The organism is Blautia sp. TF10-30, from assembly GCF_003481245.1.
GTDB classification, from domain to species: domain Bacteria; phylum Bacillota; class Clostridia; order Lachnospirales; family Lachnospiraceae; genus Fusicatenibacter; species Fusicatenibacter saccharivorans.
The window spans coordinates 30,450-50,759 of the sequence record NZ_QUKM01000005.1 but is presented as its reverse complement, the minus strand read 5'-3'; the positions used below and the strand labels follow the sequence as shown (position 1 = coordinate 50,759).

16 protein-coding genes and 1 tRNA gene are annotated in these 20,310 nt (G+C 47.6%); 13 read left to right on the top strand and 4 right to left on the bottom strand.

Translation table 11 applies throughout. The features are described from left to right. The first annotated feature begins 9 nt into the window (after positions 1-9). From pstB to DXD02_RS06405, 7 genes are all read left to right on the top strand, one after another. Positions 10-762, top strand: coding sequence for a phosphate ABC transporter ATP-binding protein PstB (gene pstB, locus DXD02_RS06435; protein ID WP_022462256.1), 753 nt, complete (start codon positions 10-12; stop codon positions 760-762). Between the two features lies 1 nt (position 763). After that, positions 764-1,408, top strand: coding sequence for a phosphate signaling complex protein PhoU (gene phoU, locus DXD02_RS06430; protein WP_117804708.1), 645 nt, complete (start codon positions 764-766; stop codon positions 1,406-1,408). Positions 1,409-1,411: 3 nt separating this feature from the next. After that, a complete protein-coding gene (locus DXD02_RS06425) occupies positions 1,412-2,083 on the top strand; it encodes a winged helix-turn-helix domain-containing protein (RefSeq protein ID WP_022462258.1) in 672 nt (223 codons plus the stop codon). 9 nt (positions 2,084-2,092) lie between these two features. Continuing rightward, complete coding sequence (locus DXD02_RS06420; RefSeq protein WP_117802079.1) at positions 2,093-3,751, top strand: ATP-binding protein; 1,659 nt, start codon at positions 2,093-2,095, stop codon at positions 3,749-3,751. Between the two features lie 440 nt (positions 3,752-4,191). Beyond that, positions 4,192-5,673 (top strand): 4-alpha-glucanotransferase, encoded by a 1,482-nt coding sequence (gene malQ, locus DXD02_RS06415; RefSeq protein WP_117804707.1) that lies wholly within the window; start codon positions 4,192-4,194, stop codon positions 5,671-5,673. Between the two features lie 98 nt (positions 5,674-5,771). Beyond that, positions 5,772-6,806: a LacI family DNA-binding transcriptional regulator gene (locus DXD02_RS06410; RefSeq protein ID WP_117802081.1), complete on the top strand. Its 1,035-nt coding sequence runs from the start codon at positions 5,772-5,774 to the stop codon at positions 6,804-6,806. 168 nt (positions 6,807-6,974) lie between these two features. Then, entirely contained in the window at positions 6,975-9,239 is a 2,265-nt protein-coding gene (locus DXD02_RS06405) for a glycogen/starch/alpha-glucan phosphorylase (protein WP_055227980.1), read from the top strand. A 73-nt stretch (positions 9,240-9,312) separates the two neighbouring features. Here the strand turns inward: DXD02_RS06405 and DXD02_RS06400 are convergent, their stop codons facing one another. From DXD02_RS06400 to DXD02_RS06390, 3 genes are read right to left on the bottom strand one after another with little or no spacing between them, the layout of a single operon-like run. After that, a complete protein-coding gene (locus tag DXD02_RS06400) occupies positions 9,313-10,146 on the bottom strand; it encodes a hypothetical protein (protein WP_118666582.1) in 834 nt (277 codons plus the stop codon). After that, entirely contained in the window at positions 10,140-10,838 is a 699-nt protein-coding gene (locus DXD02_RS06395) for an ATP-binding cassette domain-containing protein (RefSeq protein ID WP_118666581.1), read from the bottom strand. Before DXD02_RS06395 ends, DXD02_RS06400 begins: the two co-directional genes overlap by 7 nt. Then, on the bottom strand, positions 10,831-11,208 hold the full coding sequence (locus DXD02_RS06390) for a GntR family transcriptional regulator (protein WP_022462266.1): 378 nt from the start codon (positions 11,206-11,208) through the stop codon (positions 10,831-10,833). The genes DXD02_RS06395 and DXD02_RS06390 overlap by 8 nt, the downstream gene beginning before the upstream one ends. A gap of 202 nt (positions 11,209-11,410) precedes the next feature. On the opposite strand from DXD02_RS06390, the gene pepF reads away from it, so the two are divergent. The 4 genes from pepF (at position 11,411) to DXD02_RS06365 (ending at position 16,013) form a co-directional block, all read left to right on the top strand. Continuing rightward, positions 11,411-13,219, top strand: a complete 1,809-nt coding sequence (gene pepF, locus DXD02_RS06385) for an oligoendopeptidase F (protein WP_227093653.1) — start codon at positions 11,411-11,413, stop codon at positions 13,217-13,219. Between the two features lie 339 nt (positions 13,220-13,558). Further along, positions 13,559-14,323 carry a nitroreductase family protein gene (locus DXD02_RS06380; RefSeq protein WP_022462268.1) on the top strand — a complete coding sequence of 255 codons (765 nt, stop codon included), beginning with the start codon at positions 13,559-13,561 and terminating at the stop codon, positions 14,321-14,323. A 570-nt stretch (positions 14,324-14,893) separates the two neighbouring features. Next, a tRNA-Gly gene (locus DXD02_RS06375) sits at positions 14,894-14,965 on the top strand. Positions 14,966-15,485: 520 nt separating this feature from the next. Then, entirely contained in the window at positions 15,486-16,013 is a 528-nt protein-coding gene (locus tag DXD02_RS06365; RefSeq protein ID WP_118666580.1) for a flavin reductase, read from the top strand. 304 nt (positions 16,014-16,317) lie between these two features. Here the strand turns inward: DXD02_RS06365 and DXD02_RS06355 are convergent, their stop codons facing one another. Continuing rightward, positions 16,318-17,502, bottom strand: coding sequence for an MFS transporter (locus tag DXD02_RS06355; protein WP_118666579.1), 1,185 nt, complete (start codon positions 17,500-17,502; stop codon positions 16,318-16,320). A 305-nt stretch (positions 17,503-17,807) separates the two neighbouring features. Here DXD02_RS06355 and DXD02_RS06350 point away from each other — a divergent pair, with 305 nt between their 5' ends. Then, complete coding sequence (locus DXD02_RS06350) at positions 17,808-18,683, top strand: LysR family transcriptional regulator (protein WP_117813786.1); 876 nt, start codon at positions 17,808-17,810, stop codon at positions 18,681-18,683. A 207-nt stretch (positions 18,684-18,890) separates the two neighbouring features. After that, positions 18,891-20,303 carry an amidophosphoribosyltransferase gene (locus tag DXD02_RS06345; protein WP_118666578.1) on the top strand — a complete coding sequence of 471 codons (1,413 nt, stop codon included), beginning with the start codon at positions 18,891-18,893 and terminating at the stop codon, positions 20,301-20,303. The last annotated feature ends 7 nt before the right edge of the window (positions 20,304-20,310 follow it).

Below are 20,310 nucleotides of genomic sequence, written 5' to 3'. Positions count from 1 at the left end.
GGAAAAAACATGAGCAAAATAGATGTATCCAATATGGATCTTTATTACGGAGACTTTCATGCATTAAAAAATATCAACTTGAGCATTGATGCCAATGAAGTGACGGCTTTTATCGGACCTTCCGGCTGTGGTAAATCGACCCTGTTAAAATCCATCAACAGAATGAATGATCTCGTTCCGGGCTGCCGGATCACCGGTGAAATGCTGTTGGACGGAGAAAACATCTACGGCGGAAAAATGGATGTCAACGGACTCCGAAAACGGGTCGGCATGGTATTCCAGAAACCAAATCCGTTCCCGATGAGCATTTACGACAATATTGCCTATGGCCCCAGAACCCATGGTGTCCGTTCCAAAGCGAAGCTGGATGATATTGTGGAGCAGTCTCTTCGACAGGCGGCAATCTGGGATGAGGTGAAGGACCGTTTGAAGAAAAGCGCACTTGGCATGTCCGGCGGACAACAGCAGCGTCTTTGCATTGCGCGTGCTCTTGCCGTACAGCCGGAGGTTCTTCTGATGGACGAACCAACCTCAGCACTGGATCCGATTTCTACTTCCAAAATCGAAGATCTTGCGGTAGAACTGAAAAAAGATTATACTATTGTCATGGTAACCCACAATATGCAGCAGGCAGCCAGAATTTCCGACAAAACCGCATTTTTCCTGTTAGGCGAGGTAGTAGAATACGGAGAGACCGAACAGATCTTCTCCATGCCGAAGGATAAACGGACAGAGGATTACATTACAGGGAGGTTTGGCTGATATGAGGGAAAGATTTGAGCAGCAGATGGAAATTCTGCACACGGAGCTGATTGAGCTTGGCGCACTCTGCGAGCAGGCAATCGGACGGACATATGAGGTTCTGCTGGAGGGAAACCAGAGAGCGGCAGAAGAGATTATCAAAAAAGACCAGGTTGTCGATGCGAAAGAACGGGAGATCGAGGATCTCTGCTTCCGCATCATTTTACAGCAGCAGCCGGTAGCACGTGATCTGCGTCAGGTATCTGCGGCATTAAAAATGATTACCGATATGGAGCGGATCGGAGACCAGGCAGCAGATATTGCGGATATCGTAAAAGTAACGAGTCTTGATGTGCCGGATGCAAGCATCCGTCTGAAGGATATGGCGAAAGCAACAGCTTCTATGGTAACAAAATGCATCGATGCATACGTTAAGCAGGATCTGAAGCTTGCACGGGAGGTTATCGATTCCGATGATATCGTGGATGATCTTTTTGACGAGGTAAAGGATGAAATTCTGCAGGGTATGCGAAAGGGAATTACCACAGATGTCCAGTCTCTGGACTATCTGATGATTGCAAAATATTATGAAAGAATCGGTGACCATGCAACAAACATTGCGGAATGGGTTGTGTATTCCATTAACGGTCACCATAAAGGGGAATAACAGATGATTTACTGCGTGGAAGATGAAAGAAATATACGGGAACTGATCGTATACACACTGGAATCGAGCGGTTTTACCGCAAGAGGCCTGGAAAGCGGAAAAGAGCTGAATGCAGCTATTGCAGAACAGCTTCCGGATCTGATTCTCCTGGACATCATGCTTCCGGGAGAGGATGGTCTTGAAATTCTTTCACGCCTCAAGGCATCGGAAGTAACAAAAGAAATTCCGGTCATTATGGTAACGGCAAAGGGCGCTGAGTATGATAAGGTCATGGGCCTGGACTGCGGAGCCGATGACTATATTACCAAGCCGTTCGGCATGATGGAATTTATCGCAAGGGTACGTGCCGTGCTGCGCCGTGCCGGAAAAGAAGAGAAGGAAAACGATGTGCTGGAGACCGGGGATCTGCAGATCCAGGTAAAGCAGCATCAGGTTCTGGCCAAAGGGGAGAAGGTTACCCTGACCTTAAAAGAGTTTGAACTGCTGAAATTTTTAATGGAAAATAAAGGAATTGTCCTTACGAGAGACCGTCTGCTCGGCCATGTCTGGGGTTATGATTTTGACGGAGAAACCCGTACGGTAGACGTTCATGTGCGTACACTCCGCCAGAAGCTGGGCGAATGCGGCGAGCTGATCGAGACGGTCCGCGGCGTGGGATACCGGATAGGAGGCTGAGAAAGTAAGATGCGTAAAAAAGTCTTTCAACATGCGGGAGCGTTGATTATCGCTGCGATTATCCTGACTTTTTTCACCATGAGCTGGGCAATGTACAACAATACGGCGGAGCAGCTTCGTGTTTCGGTGAGAAATGAATGTGAGTATTACAGGTATTTTCTGGACAAGATGGGTGATGACAGTCTGGATAAACCGGCCGGAAAGATTACAGCAAGTCGGGTCACCCTGATTGACACGGACGGAACCGTTCTGTTTGATTCGGTCGAGGATGCGAAGATGATGGGAAATCATTCCGGGCGGCCGGAGGTGATTGAGGCAGAAAAGACAGGGGAAAGCAATATTTCCCGTTATTCCGAAACGCTGCGGAGCAAAACATATTATACGGCACTGCGCCTGGACAATGGAAAAATCATCCGTGTTTCCCTGACAACGGACAGTGTGTTCGGTGTGATGCTGCGGAATATATGGCTTGTGGCTGTGCTGATTGCGGCAGTTCTTGTCGTAGAGCTGATGATGGTCAGCCATATGACAAAGGCACTCGTAAAGCCGATCAATGAGATTGATCTGAATCATCCGCTGGACAACAAAGCGTATGAGGAATTGAGTCCGCTGCTTGGCAGAATTCATCAGCAGCAGAAGCAGATCCAGCAGCAGATGGAGGAGCTCCGCCATAATCAGGAGGAGTATCTTGCCATCACGGAATATATGAAGGATGGTCTGATCGTGACAAACCAGTCGGTTGTACTCTCCATCAACCGCTCGGCACAGAATTTGTTTGATGTGACGGCAGAGGAGTGCATCAATCACAATATTGTGACAGTCAGCCGCAATGAGCAGCTGAAGGAGGCGCTGGATCATGCTCTGGAGGGCAGTTCCGAGGAGCGGATGCTGGAATTAAACGGAAGAGTCTATCAGCTTCTTGCTAATCCGGTGCGTGTGGACAATGTTGTATCCGGTGCGGTCATCCTGGTGCTGGATGTGACAGAAAAACAGAAAGCGGAGGTGATGCGCCGTGAGTTTTCTGCCAATGTGTCACATGAGCTGAAAACACCACTGATGTCAATTTCCGGATATGCGGAGATCATAGAAAATAACATGGTAAAACCGGAGGATATTCCAAAATTTGCGGGAAGAATCCACAGTGAGGCGAGCAGGTTAAGCTCTCTTGTCGAGGATATTATCAAGCTGTCCAGACTGGACGAGAACGACCAGTCGATCCCGATGGAGGAAGTGGATCTGATGCAGATCTGCCGTGATGTCGAGGGACATCTTTCCATACGGGCAAAGGAGCAGCAGGTGAAGATGACACTGAGAGGAGAGAGCTGCCGGATCAAAGGTGCACGGCAGGTTCTCTATGAGATGATCTACAATCTCTGCGACAATGCGATCAAGTACAACCGCAGGGACGGTGAGGTCGAAGTGACGGTTTCCCGCGGAAGAAACGGACGGGCAGTGGTATCTGTGGCAGATACCGGAATCGGAATTGCAAAGGAAGATCAGGAGCGGATCTTTGAACGGTTCTATCGTGTGGATAAGAGTCATTCCCGCGAAACGGGAGGTACGGGACTTGGACTTTCCATTGTGAAGCATGGAGCGATTCTTCATGATGCGAAGATTAAAATTGAGAGTACGCTTGGAACCGGAACAAAGATTATTCTGGAGTTTTAAGTGAAAAACAGATACCGCAAAAGACAGCATGCGGGGACAGAACCTATATGGGAGGCTTGAAAAATTCATGATTTTTAAGTGCCCAAAGCGGTTCCGCCCCCCGCATGCTGTCTTTTTATGTATGGCTTTGCATCGTTACAAAAATGCAAATTCGTTGTTTTGAATAAACAGAGGATTCAATATTTGGTAAATATGATAAGGGGGTTGGGGGTTGTTTTTTGATGCAGAGTATGGTATTGTAAATATAACGAGTTCCGGAAACGTTACCGACACCGTTTCCGGAAATACAGGCGAGATACCGACAGCCCTGTTTTTACGAAACAAAATGAGCTGGCTATAGGGGTTGCATAAGTTACAATTTGCTGCGTATCCGTGAACAGGAATTATGTATTTGTGGGGTCGGATGGATAGAAAAAACGACAAGGAGAAAGGGTTAAAAAATGAGAGCAAGTGGTATTTTACTTCCGGTAGCTTCGCTGCCGTCCCGATATGGTATCGGATGTTTTTCGAAAGAAGCGTATGAATTTGTGGATCGCCTGGAGGAGGCCGGCCAGAGCTACTGGCAGATTCTTCCACTTGGACCGACGGGATATGGAGATTCGCCGTACCAGTCGTTCTCTACTTTTGCCGGAAATCCATATTTTATTGATTTGGAGACCCTGGTAAAAGAGGAACTTCTGACAGAAGAAGAGTGTGATGCGTGCGATTTCGGCGACAACGCGGAGTATATTGATTACGAAAAGATTTATCTGTCCCGTTTCAAAGTACTCAGAAAAGCATTTGAAAGATTTGCGGCAGATGACGTATATGATGCATTTGTATCGGAAAATGGTTACTGGCTGGAGGATTATGCGCTGTATATGGCGATTAAGGATGCACTCGGCGGAATCAGCTGGAGTGAGTGGCCGGCAGAATTAAAAGACAGAGAAGAAGCAGCACTGAATCAGAAACGGGAAGAACTTGCCGAGGAGGTTGCATTTTACAAATTCCAGCAGTTTATGTTCCTGAAACAGTGGAAAGCACTGAAAGCATACGCAAATGAAAAGGGTATCCGTATTATCGGTGATATTCCGATTTATGTTGCATTTGACAGCGCCGACACCTGGGCAAATCCGGTTCTGTTCCAGTTTGATGAGGACAACCAGCCAAAAGCAGTTGCCGGATGCCCGCCGGATGCGTTCTCCGCAACCGGACAGCTCTGGGGCAACCCGTTATACAGATGGGACTATCATAAGAGCACAGGTTATGCATGGTGGCTGTTACGTCTGGCTCACGTGTTTAAACTGTACGATACTGTCCGCATCGACCATTTCCGCGGATTTGATGAATATTATTCCATCCCATTCGGTGATCAGACGGCAGAGCGCGGCCACTGGGAAAAAGGACCGGGCATGGACCTGTTCAACACCGTCAAAGAAAAGCTCGGCGATGTGGACGTTATCGCAGAAGACCTGGGATACCTTACCGAGAGCGTGATCGAAATGGTAAAAGAATCCGGCTATCCGGGTATGAAGGTGCTGCAGTTTGCTTTTGACTCCCGTGAGGAGAGCGATTATCTGCCGCACAATTACGAGAGAAACTGTGTTGTCTACACCGGAACACACGACAACGATACGATTCTTGGATGGTATTATGTCATGAGTGAGGAAGACCGCGAATTCTCCAAAGAGTATATGGGAAATGCAAAGAGTACCGACGAGGAACTCCCGTGGGATTTCATTCGCATGTCAATGGAGAGCGTGGCAAATCTGGCTGTCACTCCGATGCAGGAGTTTTTAGGCCTTGGCACGGAGGCGAGAATTAACTATCCGTCTACACTTGGAAATAACTGGAAATGGCGCCTGCTTCCGGGACAGTTTACACCGGAAATGGCAAAGAGAATTCATCGGCTGACACAGATTACAGCACGTATTGCAAAATAAAAACACGCGCTGGAAAGAAAGCAAAACAGGCCGGGGAAACAAGCCGGAAGAGATTCCGGCAGAACAGGTACAGAGTTTAAAGGAGAGGCCTGCAGAATATGGAACAGGTAACAATCAGGGACATTGCCCGCAAATGTAAGGTAGGCGTGAGTACCGTATCGAGAGCGATGAACAATCATCCGGACATCAATCCGGAAACAAAAGAGATGATTTTAAAGGTGATTGCCGAATCGAATTACGTACCGAACAACAGTGCCAGAAACCTGAAGCGGTCGAATGCGAAAGCGATTGCCATTCTGGTAAAAGGCATGGACAACATGTTCTTCAACAACATGATCAGTGTGATTGAAGAGGTTGTGCGAAAAAAGAAATACGCCTGCATTATTGAGCGAGTAGAGGAAAAGGCAAATGAGGTAGACTCCGCGATCGAGATCGTCAAAGAAAAACGACTGCGCGGCATCATTTTCCTGGGCGGAAACTTTACGCATCCGCATGAGAAAATGGCGCAGATCCCGGTTCCGTACGTGATCAGTACAATCGGGGCGGTTTCAGACGGAGGAAAACCGTGCGCGAGCGTATCGGTCGATGACTACAGGGAAAGCTATAAGATGGTAGATTATCTCTGTGGTCTCGGGCACCGGCGCATTGCCATCATTACCGCCTGCGAGGACGACATCAGTATCGGACGGCTCCGTCTGAATGCGTACCGCCAGGCTTTACTGGATCATGGGATACCTTATGACCCTGATCTGGTATTTCATATGACGAAGGACGATACGTATTCTTTCGCCACAGGGTACAAGATAACAAAAGAAATTCTGGAAAAAAAGACGGAGTTTTCCGCACTGTATGCCACCGCGGATACGCTGGCAATCGGTGCGTGCCGTGCCTTAAAAGAGGCAGGGCTTACCGTGCCGGATGACATTTCCGTCGCCGGATTTGACGGAATTGATGCAGGAGAGTATTATATACCCAGCATCACAACGATCCGTCAGCCGGTGGAGCAGCTTGCCGCAGAGACGGCGAAGATGCTGTTTTCCTTAATTTCAGGAAAAGAAGAACCCTGCAGCAAAGTATACGATGGGGAACTCGTCGTAAGGGAATCTACGAAGTCGCGGATCGCGCAGCAGTAAAATATTTGCTGTTTCGCTGCCCCCAAAAGTGATTCAGAAGTGAACCGTCCCATTCAGGGAAAAGCTTTGAATGGAACTGCGAAAGCTGCCAATTGCAGGAAATCCGGAATGGCAGCGCAACTAAATGACACTGTGGGAATTTATCCACAGCAATACGAGGAGAAAAAAATGGAAGAAAGAATTCAGGCAATCTTAAAAGAGCGTTTTGGAAGAGATCTGGACAACTGCACAAAGAGCGAAATCTTTGAAGCCCTGATGGTTATCACCAAACAGGAGATGGCAGGTCGCAAAAGAAACACCGGAAGTAAGAAGCTGTATTATATTTCAGCAGAGTTTCTGATCGGAAAACTGCTGTCCAATAACCTGATTAACCTTGGCATGTACGAGGAAGTTGAAAAAGCACTTGCAGCTCACGGAAGAGAGCTGACCGAGATCGAGGAGATGGAAATGGAGCCGTCCCTTGGAAACGGAGGTCTCGGCCGTCTGGCAGCATGCTTCCTTGATTCTATCGCAACGCTTGGCCTGCCGGGAGACGGTATCGGCCTTAATTATCACTTCGGTCTGTTCCGCCAGCTTCTGGTCGACCACAAACAGAAAGAAGTGAAAAATCCATGGATCACAAATGAGAGCTGGCTCGTCAGACAGCCGGTATCCTTTGCAGTTCCGTATAAAAACTTCACGATGCATTCTACCCTGTATGATATCGACGTACCGGGTTACAACAATGGCTGTAACCGTCTTCATCTGTTCGATGTAGATACGGTAGACGAGAGTATCGTTCCATCAGACAGCATCAACTTTGACAAGCATCAGATCCAGAAAAACCTGACACTGTTCCTCTACCCGGATGACAGCGACCGTGCCGGACAGCTGCTTCGTATCTACCAGCAGTATTTCATGGTCAGCAACGGCGCACAGTTCATCCTGATGGAGTGCGAGCAGAAGGGCTACGATCTGCATAAGCTGTATGATCACGTTGTGATCCAGATCAACGATACTCATCCGTCCATGGTCATTCCGGAGCTGATCCGTCTGCTGCAGGAGAGAGGCTTTACCATGCAGGAAGCCATCGATGTTGTAAGCAAGACCTGTGCTTACACCAACCACACCATCCTGGCAGAGGCACTGGAAAAATGGCCGATCGATTACCTCGAGGAGGTTGTTCCGCACCTGATGCCGATTATCCACGAGCTGGACGCACAGGCAAAGAAGAAATACAAAGATGAGAAAGTAGCGATCATCGACAAGGATCAGCGCGTCCATATGGCACACATGGATATCCACTACGGATTTTCTGTTAACGGCGTTGCAGCACTGCACACCGAGATCCTGAAAAACTCCGAGCTGAAACCGTTCTACGATATTTATCCGGAGAAATTCAACAACAAGACAAACGGAATCACTTTCCGCCGCTGGCTGCTGCACTGCAACCGTGAACTGGCACAGTATATTGAGAGCCTGATCGGACCGGGATTCAAAAAAGATGCCGACGAGCTGGAAAAACTGCTTAAATACAAAGACAACAAGAAGGTTCTTGCAAAACTTGAGGAGATCAAACACAACCGTAAACTGGATCTCAAACAGTTCCTGTATGAGACACAGAATATCGCGCTGGATGAAAATTCCATCATCGACGTACAGGTAAAACGTCTTCATGAGTACAAACGCCAGCAGATGAACGCCCTGTACGCTATTTACAAATACATGGATATCAAGAGCGGCAACAAGCCGAAAACCCCGATCACCATGGTATTCGGTGCAAAGGCTGCACCGGCTTATATCATCGCAAAAGATATCATCCATCTGATCCTGTGCCTGCAGGAGCTGATTGATAACGATCCTGAGGTAAGCCCGTACTTCAAAGTGATTATGCTTGAGAACTACAACGTATCAAAAGCTGCAAAGGTGATCCCGGCAGCAGATATCTCCGAGCAGATCTCCCTGGCATCCAAAGAGGCTTCCGGAACCGGAAACATGAAATTCATGCTGAACGGTGCCCTGACGCTTGGAACAGAAGACGGTGCAAACGTTGAGATTGGCGATCTTGTCGGAAAAGAGAATATCTACATCTTCGGAAAGAAACCGCAGGATGTCATCGACCTGTACGCAGATGCTGCTTACTGCTCAAAAGACATCTATGACGAAGATCCGGAGATTGCAAAGCTGGTTGATTTCATCGTCAGCGATGAGCTTCTTGCTATCGGCGACAAGGTTTGCCTGGAGAGACTCTACAAAGAGATCTTGAACAAAGACTGGTTCATGACGCTGCTCGACCTGAAAGAGTACATCAAGACAAAAGAAAGAGTATACAAAGACTACGAGAACAAAGATGCATGGAACAAGAAGTGCCTGATCAACATCGCAAAAGCAGGCTTCTTCTCCTCCGACCGTACCATTGCACAGTACAACGAGGATATCTGGCATCTGGCATAAGTGCAGAACATGCATACAAAACGCCGCCGCAGACGATTCGGTTCGTCCGCGGCGGCGTTTTTTAATGCAATTTTTATGAAAGATTCAGCCGTCTGCTTAAGATATAGCGGCAGATCAGGAACAGAACAACGCAGAGCACCACGGTGATGATAAGTGTGGAAACCGAGGATGTGGTAACCACAGCAGTCGGTGTGGAGTCCTTGAAAACACGGACGATGCTGATTCCGCCGAAGATCTGGATCACGGTAGTCATGCCGATGTAAGAGAGGACAGCCGTCAGAATTTTGTGGCTGGATACCAGGCTTCCGATGCTGATGGCGGCATAGAACAGAAGAATGCCAAAGAACAGCGAAGCGAAGAAGCCAACGATGGAAAACAGTGCCATACCGATGTGGTTCGTGATGCCGATCAGGGAAAAAGCAGCATCGGCAACACCGGTAATCTGTGCCCAGAGATAGGACAGAAAATCGGAAAAGGTCATGGTCTTGCTGTAAAAAAGCAGGGTGTTTGCGGTAAAATACCGGATTGCGGACGGCAGAAGCAAAAAAGCGAAGGAAGCGAGAACGGAAAGTGCGTTTAAGATGCTCCATGCGCCGAAAACCAGCATTTTGGAGAGAATATGATCCGTTGCCGATACCGGAAGGACGTTGGTCAGATACCCTTCGTCGGTAAAAAGATTTTTATAGTAGCGCTGGATCATCAGCACCTGTGTCATGACGGATGCGGCGATCACAATCAAAACGTACGCAAACAGATAGAGGACGATCAGCAGATCCGGCAGCTCAGAAATCTGGGAAAAGAGGAATCCGAAGCCTCCGAGAGCGCCCATGAAAATGGCGGCACCGTTCAGCAGCGCCATGTTTTTCCAGCATGCTTTCCACTCATGTTTCAGACATTTTTTTAACATTTGAATACCTCCCTGAAATAAGAATCAATCGATTCACCCTCCTGCATCCGGATATCCTCAACCGAGGCGTGTAGTTTTAACTGGCCCTCCTGGATAAAGATGACCTCATCGAGAATATTTTCGACGTCGGAAATCAGATGTGTTGAGATGAGGATGGATGCGTCTGGTTCGTAGTTGTTTAAAATCGTAGATAAAATGTAATCGCGTGCTGCCGGATCGACGCCTGCAATCGGCTCGTCGAGGCAGTAGAGCTTTGCGCGGCGGCTCATCGTGAGGATGAGCTGGACTTTCTCTTTCGTTCCCTTCGACATCGTTTTCAAACGGTCCTTCGGGTTGATTTTTAAGGATTCCAGCATGGCATTGGCGCGGGACATGTCAAAGTCCTCAAAGAAATCGCTGTAATACGTTAAAAGATCCGAGACGCGCATCCAGCTGCCGAGATACATTTTATCCGGCAGATAGGAGACGATCCGTTTTGTCTCAATACCGGGATGATTTCCGGCGATGAGGACTTCACCCTCACTCGGGGTCAGCAGTCCGTTCAGCAGCTTTAAGAGCGTCGTCTTTCCGCTTCCGTTGGGCCCCAGCAGTCCGATAATTTTCCCGGAATCCAGGGAAAGGTTGAGATGATCGAGCGCGGTGTGGTTTCCGAAGCGCTTCGTCAGGTCTTTACACGTTACAAGTTCACTCATGATTTTCTTCCTCCTCAATCGTTTCGGCAAGTAGCTGCCGGATTTCCTCCGGGGTTATGCCGAGCTGTTTCATGTGGGCAACAAAAGCAGATACTTCTGCGGCGGCAAGTTCTTTTTTCATCTGATGAATCAACTCCTTATCTTCGGTAATAAAGCGTCCGCTGGTCCGCTGGGAATAGATCAGTCCGCTGCGTTCCAGTTCGGAAAGCGCTTTCTGCATTGTGTTCGGGTTGACGGCGGCCTCCTGCGCGAGATCGCGGACGGAAGGAAGCTTATCGCCCGGCTGATAGCGCCCGGTGATGATGTCCATCTGTACCCGCTCGATGATCTGCAGATAGATCGGCCGCGAGGAATCAAGATTCCATGGCATATGGCATTCACTCCTTTTGTACTACTGTATTAATTTGATAGTACAATCATACAATCGGTTTATGGATTTGTCAAGAAAATTAAGAAAAAATTTTAGATTTAGAGGTTAAATTGTGGTAAACTAAGCGTAAGTGCGGCACATTAGTATTAGAAGAAAAACCGCAGAAATAGTTCCGTCTAAAAAGATGGATGAAGGGAGAAATATGGCAGAAATTAAACTGAAAAAAAGAGAAGAGATGGATCCGGCGTACTGCTGGGATCTTTCGAGTTTGTTTGGTAGTGATGAAGAATTTGAGAAAACAGAGCAGGAGCTTGCGAAGAAAATAGAAGCGTTCCGCGCAAAACAGGGAACAATGAAAGAGAGTGCAAAAGCGCTGTATGACGTTCTTTCCGGTCTGGATGACATCAGCCGCGTCTTTTCCAGCCTGTATGTCTATGCAAGCCAGAAATATCACCAGGATATGGGAAATCAGAAGTATCAGGGCTATGCCGGAAAGATGGACAGCATGATGGCTGTTCTTGCGGATGCCTCTTCTTTCGTAGAGCCGGAGATCCTGGAGCTTGACGAGGAGACGGTTACAGAATTTGAAAAAGCATATGAGCCGCTCCGTCTGTACGATCGCATATTAAAAGAAAACTTCCGCAAGAAAGAGCACATTCTCTCGCCGGAGATGGAGGCGGTTCTTGCAAAAGCCGGAGAGATGGCATCCAGCCCGGATCAGATTTTCTCGGCATTTTCGAACGCAGACCTCAGATTCCAGCCGGTCACGGATGAAGAGGAAAATCAGGTTCCACTGAGCCACGGCACCTTCGTCGGATTTTTACAGTCGAAGGACCGCCGGGTCAGAAAAGAAGCGTTTGAGAAGTATTATGCGGAGTATGAAAAACACAAAAACATGCTCGCCGCAACGTTCGGTGCCAATCTGAAACAGGCCGCATTCTTTGCAGATGTAAGAAAATATCCATCTGCACTGGCTGCATCGCTGGATGGCGGAAATATCCCGGTTTCGGTTTACGACAAGCTGCTCGAGGCGATTCATGCAAAAATGCCGGCGATGTACCGCTACGTGGCACTGCGTAAAAAGCTGCTCGGTGTGGATGAACTTCATATGTATGATGTTTACGTTTCTCTGACGAAAGAGTACGAGCAGAAATATACGTATGAGCAGGCGATCGAGATCGTGAAGAAAGCGCTTGCCGTGCTCGGGGATGATTATGTGGCACTGCTGGACAAGGGCTTTTCGGAGCGCTGGGTGGATGTTTATGAGAACGAAGGAAAAAAGAGCGGTGCTTACTCCTGGGGTTCTTACGATTCCCATCCGTATGTGCTGATGAGCTTTAACGGAAATATCGATTCGGTCTTCACACTGGCGCATGAGATGGGCCATTCGCTGCATTCCTGGTATTCGAACCATACGCAGCCGTTTACGTATGCGGAGTACCGCCTCTTTGTCGCTGAGGTGGCATCAACCTGCAACGAGGCACTGCTGATCCGCTATCTGCTGAAGCATGCGAAAGAAAAAGAGGAGAAGATTTTCCTGCTGAATTATTTCCTGGATCAGTTTAAGGGAACGGTGTTCCGCCAGACGATGTTTGCGGAGTTTGAGAAGCGGATTCATGAGAAGATGGCAGAGGAAGGCACGCTGACGGCGGACGGTATTTCGGAGCTGTATCTGTCGATCAACAAGGAGTATTTCGGACCGGATATGATTTCGGATCCGCAGATCGCGCTGGAATGGGCGAGAATTCCGCATTTTTATACACCGTTCTATGTATATCAGTATGCAACGGGATTTTCGGCGGCGATTGCGATCAGCAGCAAGATCCTGGCAGGGGAGCCGGGTATCGTGGAGAAGTACAAACAGTTCTTAAGCGGCGGCTGCTCGATGGATCCGATTGACCTTTTGAAGATCTGCGGCGTCGATATGACGAAGCCGGAGCCGGTGGAAGAGGCGCTGGATGTGTTTGCTTCTTATGTGGAGGAGCTGGAGAAGCTGACCGCGGAAGCGTAAGCACAGGTTTTAAAGTTGCATAAATTTGATGGGAAATATGTGTGAAAAATATACAAAATTTGGCGCGTTTTTCCCTTGAAAAAGTTTTTGGATATGTTACAATATTATTACAGAGTAAAAATGGATGAGCTGGAAATTGAAAAATATTTGCGATTAAGAGGGAGAATTTCCGTATTTCTGTCGAATGCGGAAGATTAAACGTAAATTTTTCGGAATGCGGCTTTGCTCCTGTAAAAATGGGGAGCGGGCCGCGGCCGGCTATGAAAGAAATATTACTGTTCATTCAGCAGTGAACTGTAACAAAAACAGACGGATAGCAGATGAAGTAAGGGTGAGAGTATGAATTTATATGAGGCTATTTTTGTTAGAAAATCAGTAAGGAATTATTGTTTTGATACGCTTCCGCCGCAGACTTTGGATAAGATTTGGGAGCATTATAAGGAGATGCCGGCACTGTTTTCGGGCATCGGTGTGGATATGGCGATTCTGGACAACAGAAAAGGGCAGGAGAGAATGCTCAGTATGTTCAGTGTGAAGGCGCCGTATTATATGGCTTTTTATTCGGAGGAGTCAGAACGATATCTGATGAACGTGGGTTATATTATGGAACAGATGGTGCTGTATCTGTGCAGTATCGGACTGGGAACCTGCTTTATCGGAAGTAATCGTGTGAAAAAGGCGGAACTTGAGAAGAACGGAAAGCGGCTGGTGGGGATCGTCGCTTTTGGTAAGAGTCATGGTTCGCATACGAGACGGCAAAGTGAAGCAAAGAGACTGCCGCTGGAGGATCTTTGTGTGTTCAAAGAGGTGCCGCGGCAGTGGATGACGCAGATGCTGGAAGCGGCGAGACTGTCGCCATCCAGTATGAACAGCCAGCCGTGGAGATTTGTGGTGTATGATAACAGGATTCATATTTTCTCGAAGAAGCACAGTGTGGAGAAGCTTCGGAAGTGGGATGAGGTGAATTTCGGGATTATGTTTGCAAATATGATGGTGGCAGCAGAGGAGCTGTGGCTGGATGTTGACCTGATCAGACTCGGGGATATTTCGCAGAAAAACTTCTCAAATAATCAGTATGTGCTGAGCGCGATTCTGAAGGCGTAGAGGTGAATACGGACGACCTCGCGTGGCTTCGTACCTGCGGTGCAGCGGGCGAGAAAAAGAGGGCGGAACTTGTGGCGTGGAAGGGGCCCGGAAAAATGAGAATCAACGCAATTCGTCAGGAAACCTGATGGTTTCCCGACTCAGTGCGTTTTGACCTCTGGTATTGTGCACCAGAGGTCATCCCATTTTTCCGGGCCCCTTCTGCGCTCACAGTTCTTGCCCTCTTTTTCTATGCCCGCTGCACCGCAGGTACGAAGCCACGCGAGGTCTGACGGTGGGGACGGGGGTAAAGCGTCTGGATCCGCCAGGAGGCGGATCGGCGTGAGCATGTGGGGTTGGGAGGACGGATGGAAAGGAGTCTGGATTCGTCAGGAGGGTGGTTCGGTGTGAATTTGTGGGGGGAAGACAGCTGTGCGGGTGTCTGATGGAGAGCGAAAATTGAGGGAATCGTAGATACTTTTGATTTTTTTTGAAAAAAATTGAAAATAGGTATTGACAAATGAGGGGAGTTCCTGTATAGTATCATTTGTAAGGTGCAGCGAGCACTTAGCAAGATAAAAATTAATAAATGCGCGAGTGGCTCAGGGGTGGAGTACAACCTTGCCAAGGTTGGGGTCGCGGGTTCGAATCCCGTCTCGCGCTCTGCTGGAAACCGGAATGTGTAAGCATTCCGGTTTTTGCGTTGTGGAAAAATAGATGAAAAAGAAATCTTATTTTTAAAACTTAAGAATATTGCATTTTAAATTTTCATATGCTATAATGCCGATAGGCAATGAAATGAATGGCTTGCAAAGTCAACAAAAGCCCCACGAGCTGCAACTCGTGGGGCTTTCTGTGCCTTTTGGGCAAGGCGGCTTAAACCTTAGGCTGGCTGCCAGTTATTTCTTACCGTCCAGCCATTTGCAGATATAGTAGGCTACTATACTTGCCATAACGGAAAGAAAAAATGAAATGAATAGTTCTTGCACTGTCAACCCTCCCTTCTCTGCCTGTCTGGGAGTGGCAACGTTCATTAGTATAACATACAATTCTTATTTCTAAAATAAAAAAATTCCCTGTTTTTATAAAAATTCAAGGCTTCGAAAAAAAGTTCTTGCCCGGTAGTTACTACCGTACGGTATGCTAAGGATAACAAAGCAAATCAGCGAAAGGGGAATGTAGTATGAACATTACGATGGAGAATTTTAAAACCGCAAAGTATGATGTGTTTTCTATTTTTGATGACCGCTGGGGTTTGTGTACTGCGGGTACGCCAAGGGAGTATAATACGATGACGATCGGATGGGGTACGATGGGGACGATCTGGGGACCGCCAAAGAAAGGAAAGCAGATCATTACCGTATTTATCCGGGAAAGCCGCCGGACGCATCAGATTCTGCAGAAGGAAGACGAGTTTACGGTCTGCTTTTTTCCAGAGAAATATCGGAAGGATCTTGGAATCCTGGGATCAAAATCGGGAAATGATGTGCCGGATAAGATCAGTCTGACCAGTCTGACACCGAAGATGCTGGGAAATGCGGTTGGATTTGAAGAGGCAGGGCTGACCTTTGTCTGCAAAAAAATCTATGCGGTCAGAATGGAGAAAGAAGATCTGCCGGAATTTACGCGCGATACTTTATATAAAGATGGCGATCTCCATTATCTGTATATGGGCGAGATTGAAGATGTCTTTGGCATGATTGAGGAATGAAACAGGAAAATTGGCGTGATGTATCAGTATTTCTTATCACAATCTTGTATATACTGCACCGGGCAGAAAGGCATCAGACTGCGTGAAATGCGGAAAATGTGAGAAAGTATGTCTGCAGCACCTGCAGATCAGAAACCTGCTGGAGGATGTGGTGAAAGAGTTTGAAGCGGAGCGTGCTTGAAAAAATTTCCGAAATTTACAAAAAGTACATCTGATCAGGGAGTAACCTGATCAGATGTACTTTTTTGTACGCAGTATATCAGAGTTTGATCCAAGGGGACCATTCTGCTGCAGAATAATTGGATTAATAGTTGGCTTTATAAGAATTTCTCTTTTCCGCCGTTACGCGGTGCATCCGCTCTGCCATTACAACCATCAGAATCAAAATGGCCATCAGGAATACCGGATACAGTCCGAAGGAAATATGCTGGCCGAGAACACCGAAAACCGGCGGCATCAGGCAGGTTCCGACGTAAGCAAAGGCCATCTGGATGCCGATGATTCCCTGGCTTAAGTCGGCACCGAAGTTTGCCGGTGTCTCGTGAATGATGGAAGGATAAATCGGCGCACAGCCAAGTCCGATCAGGATCAGGCCGATAAAAAGAAGGGAATCGCCAAACGGCAGCAGCATCAGAACCGCACCAACGGCGATGAAAAACTGTCCCAGACGAATCATATTCTGATCGTTCAGCTTCATGGTAACGAAACCGCAGATAAAACGTCCGATGGTAATACCAATGTAAAACAGGCTGGCCCAGCTTGCGGCACGCTGTGCATCAATACCGCGGAACAGTGTACAATAACTTGCAGCCCACATGCCAGCAGTAGATTCCACTGCACAGTAACAGAAAAAGCAGATCAGCACCTCTTTGACACCAGGAACACGGATCAGACTGGAAAAACTCCGCTCCGCCGGAACAGAGGTATCCTCTTCGGCAGCTCCGGCAGGTTTCTGCCAAAGAGGAAGGCTTAAGAACAAAACCAATGTCAGCACAATCTGGAAAATGGAAATGATGAGATATCCTTTGTTCCAGTTCAGGTGACTGATTGCCCAGCTCATCACAACAGGGCCGGTACTGCAGCCAACACCCCACATGCAGTGCAGCCAGCTCATATGGCGCGCCTTATAATGAAGCGCAACGTAGTAATTCAAAGCGGCATCGACGCTTCCGGCGCCGAGACCGTAGGGAATTCCCCAGAGGCACAGGGCCCAGAAAGAATGGCTGATGGAAAAACCAAACAGTGCCACAGCGGTTGTCAGAACACTGACAGCGGTGACCTTTCCGGTGCCAAACCGTGTGTTCAGCCGGTCACTGTTCAGACTGGAAACAATTGTTCCGGCAGAGATAATCATGGAAATGATACCGGCTGCGGAAACGGAAGTTCCAAGTTCCTGGTACATGACCGGCCACGCAGAGCCAAGCAGGGAATCCGGCAGTCCAAGACTGATGAATGCCAGATAAATGACAGGCAGCAAAAGTGAAACCATAGTAAAACCCTCCTGATACAAAAAATTATCATAGGAAATCAGAGAAAAATGCGCGTGTTTCTGATTTCTGTGGATAGCAAACAGGTACAGAAAATTTGCGTTAAGTTTAACGCAGAACCTCTGTACGCAACAATTTCAAAGTATCATACTTGAAAAAAAGAATCAATACTTTCTTTTCAGAAAACAAAAAAAGCGATATAGTAGAAGAAAGAAAATTCTTTCTGAAAAACAGGAAGGAAAAGAAATAAAGAGCAAAATAAAACAAAGGCCAGAAATAAAATGAGAGAAAAACGAGAGGGAGACATATGGAAACAAGAGTACTTCGCTATTTTCTTGCCGTAGCACGGGAAGAAAACATCAGCCGTGCGGCAGAGATGCTGCATATTACGCAGCCAACCTTAAGCCGTCAGCTGTCCCAGATGGAAGAAGAACTGGGAGTGATCCTGTTTGAAAGGGGAACAAGGAGAATCCGGCTGACGGATGCGGGAATCCTGCTGCGCCGCAGGGCAGAAGAAATTATCGGGCTGATTGATAAGACAGAAAAAGAACTGGCAGAGCAGGAAGCACTGATCGACGGACATGTGACAATCGGATGCGGAGAGACAAGGTCTGTGAATGTTCTGGCAGATCTGATCGAAACCTTCAGCCAAAAATATCCGAACGTGACGTTTGATCTGGTGACGGGAACAGCAGATGTATTGAAAGAGCAGATGGATCGTGGTCTGATGGATGTTGCACTGCTTCTGGAGCCGGTTGATGTGGGAAAATATGAGTTTGTGCGTCTGAAAGAAGGAGAGCGGCAGCAGGTGCTGATGCGCCCGGATGATCCGCTGGCACAAAAAGAAGTCGTACATCCGGAAGATTTAAAAGATCTTCCGTTGATCCTGCCAAGAAGACAGGATGTGCAAAATGAGATTACCAACTGGTTCGGAGCATATTATCAGAAGCTGAATGTTCGATTTACCTGTAATATGCCGACGAATGGAGCAAAAATGGTTCGGAAGGGACTCGGGTATCTCATTACGGTGCAGGGAGTCTCCGAACTATGGAAGGAAGACGAGATTGTCGGACGATTCTTAGATCCGCCGATCATCTGCCGCAGTGTTTTTACCTGGAAAAGAGAACAGCCATTCAGCCTTGCCGCAACGAAGTTTATCGACCATATCCGGGAAAATTTGTGAAAACAGCCAGAAAATGATTTATTAACGTGAGTTATTTTCGTGAGCTAATTTATTAGAAAAACTTTACAATCCGGGAAAAATCGTGTTACACTATAACAGAAAAGAAAGTATGTGCAAATCGAAACGGTGTAAAAGGACCATGGCCCGAATTACCGATACGTTTCGCATCACAAGGGAGAAAAAATACAAAAGAGAGGTAAACGACAAATGGGAGGCTTTTTTGGAGTTGCATCAAGAGAAGACTGTACGCTGGAACTGTTTTATGGAGTAGATTATCATTCTCATCTCGGTACAAGACGAGGAGGAATGGCGACCTATGGAGCAAATGGTTTCAGCCGTGCAATCCACAATATAGAAAATTCCCCGTTTCGTACAAAATTTGAGCGCGATGTAGCAGAGATGGAAGGCCATCTTGGTATCGGATGCATTTCCGACTATGAACCGCAGCCGCTCCTGATCCAGTCACATCTTGGAAGCTTTGCGATTACAACCGTTGGAAAGATTAACAACATGGACAAGCTCCTGGAGAATGTTTATGGAAACGGACGGACGCATTTCCAGGAAATGAGCACCGGACAGATCAATGCCACAGAGCTGGCAGCATCTCTGATCTGCAGCGAAAAAACGATTACGGAAGGTATTCGTCATCTGCAGGATGTGGTGGATGGCTCCATGACGCTGCTTTTGATGACGAAAGACGGAATTTACGCCGCCCGTGATAAAAAAGGCCGTACGCCACTTGTCATTGGTAAAAAAGAGGGCGCTTACTGTGCCTCCTTTGAAAATTTTGCTTACCTGAATCTTGGCTATACCGATTATCATGAACTGGGACCTGGAGAGATCGACTTTATCACACCGGAGAACGTGGAGATGCTTGTTCCGCCGCAGGAGGAGATGAAAATCTGCTCTTTCCTGTGGGTTTACTACGGCTATCCGACAGCATCGTACGAGGGGATTAACGTCGAGGAGATGCGATATCACTGTGGTGCCATGCTTGCAAAACGTGATGCGGGAAGTGATGTTCACCCGGATCTCATTGCCGGTGTGCCGGATTCCGGTATCGCCCATGCGATTGGCTACGCCAATGAGTCTAAAATTCCATTTGCAAGACCGTTTATCAAATACACTCCGACCTGGCCGCGTTCCTTTATGCCGACCAATCAGGAGCAGAGAAACCTGATCGCACGCATGAAACTGATTCCGGTACAGGCACTGATCGATCAGAAAAAACTGCTTTTGATTGATGATTCCATTGTGCGCGGTACACAGCTTCGGGAGACGACTGAGTTTCTGTATCAGAGCGGTGCAAAAGAAGTTCATGTCCGCCCGGCATGCCCGCCGCTGCTGTATGGATGCAAGTTCCTGAACTTTTCCCGTTCCAAATCCGAGCTTGATCTGATTACCAGACGGATCATCCTCGAAAAAGAAGGAGAAAATGCAGAAAAAACACTGGAGGAATATGCAGATCCGAAGAGCGACCGCTACGAATCCATGTGCCAGGAAATCTGCCGCCGTCAGAACTTTACCAGCCTCCGGTATCACCGCCTCGATGATCTGGTAGAATCCATTGGACTGCCGAAGTGCAAAATGTGTACCTATTGCTTTGACGGAAAAGAATAAAAAGGAT

Bases quoted from the DNA above. Each gene is read 5' to 3' on its own strand.
- DXD02_RS06420 (WP_117802079.1), top strand. From the start codon at position 2,093: ATGCGTAAAAAAGTCTTTCAACATGCGGGAGCGTTGATTATCGCTGCG.
- DXD02_RS06365 (WP_118666580.1), top strand. From the start codon at position 15,486: ATGAACATTACGATGGAGAATTTTAAAACCGCAAAGTATGATGTGTTT.
- malQ (WP_117804707.1), top strand. From the start codon at position 4,192: ATGAGAGCAAGTGGTATTTTACTTCCGGTAGCTTCGCTGCCGTCCCGA.
- DXD02_RS06395 (WP_118666581.1), bottom strand. From the start codon at position 10,838: ATGAGTGAACTTGTAACGTGTAAAGACCTGACGAAGCGCTTCGGAAAC.
- phoU (WP_117804708.1), top strand. From the start codon at position 764: ATGAGGGAAAGATTTGAGCAGCAGATGGAAATTCTGCACACGGAGCTG.
- DXD02_RS06350 (WP_117813786.1), top strand. From the start codon at position 17,808: ATGGAAACAAGAGTACTTCGCTATTTTCTTGCCGTAGCACGGGAAGAA.
- DXD02_RS06400 (WP_118666582.1), bottom strand. From the start codon at position 10,146: ATGTTAAAAAAATGTCTGAAACATGAGTGGAAAGCATGCTGGAAAAAC.
- pepF (WP_227093653.1), top strand. From the start codon at position 11,411: ATGGCAGAAATTAAACTGAAAAAAAGAGAAGAGATGGATCCGGCGTAC.
- DXD02_RS06390 (WP_022462266.1), bottom strand. From the start codon at position 11,208: ATGCCATGGAATCTTGATTCCTCGCGGCCGATCTATCTGCAGATCATC.
- DXD02_RS06410 (WP_117802081.1), top strand. From the start codon at position 5,772: ATGGAACAGGTAACAATCAGGGACATTGCCCGCAAATGTAAGGTAGGC.
- DXD02_RS06405 (WP_055227980.1), top strand. From the start codon at position 6,975: ATGGAAGAAAGAATTCAGGCAATCTTAAAAGAGCGTTTTGGAAGAGAT.
- DXD02_RS06355 (WP_118666579.1), bottom strand. From the start codon at position 17,502: ATGGTTTCACTTTTGCTGCCTGTCATTTATCTGGCATTCATCAGTCTT.
- DXD02_RS06425 (WP_022462258.1), top strand. From the start codon at position 1,412: ATGATTTACTGCGTGGAAGATGAAAGAAATATACGGGAACTGATCGTA.
- pstB (WP_022462256.1), top strand. From the start codon at position 10: ATGAGCAAAATAGATGTATCCAATATGGATCTTTATTACGGAGACTTT.
- DXD02_RS06380 (WP_022462268.1), top strand. From the start codon at position 13,559: ATGAATTTATATGAGGCTATTTTTGTTAGAAAATCAGTAAGGAATTAT.
- DXD02_RS06345 (WP_118666578.1), top strand. From the start codon at position 18,891: ATGGGAGGCTTTTTTGGAGTTGCATCAAGAGAAGACTGTACGCTGGAA.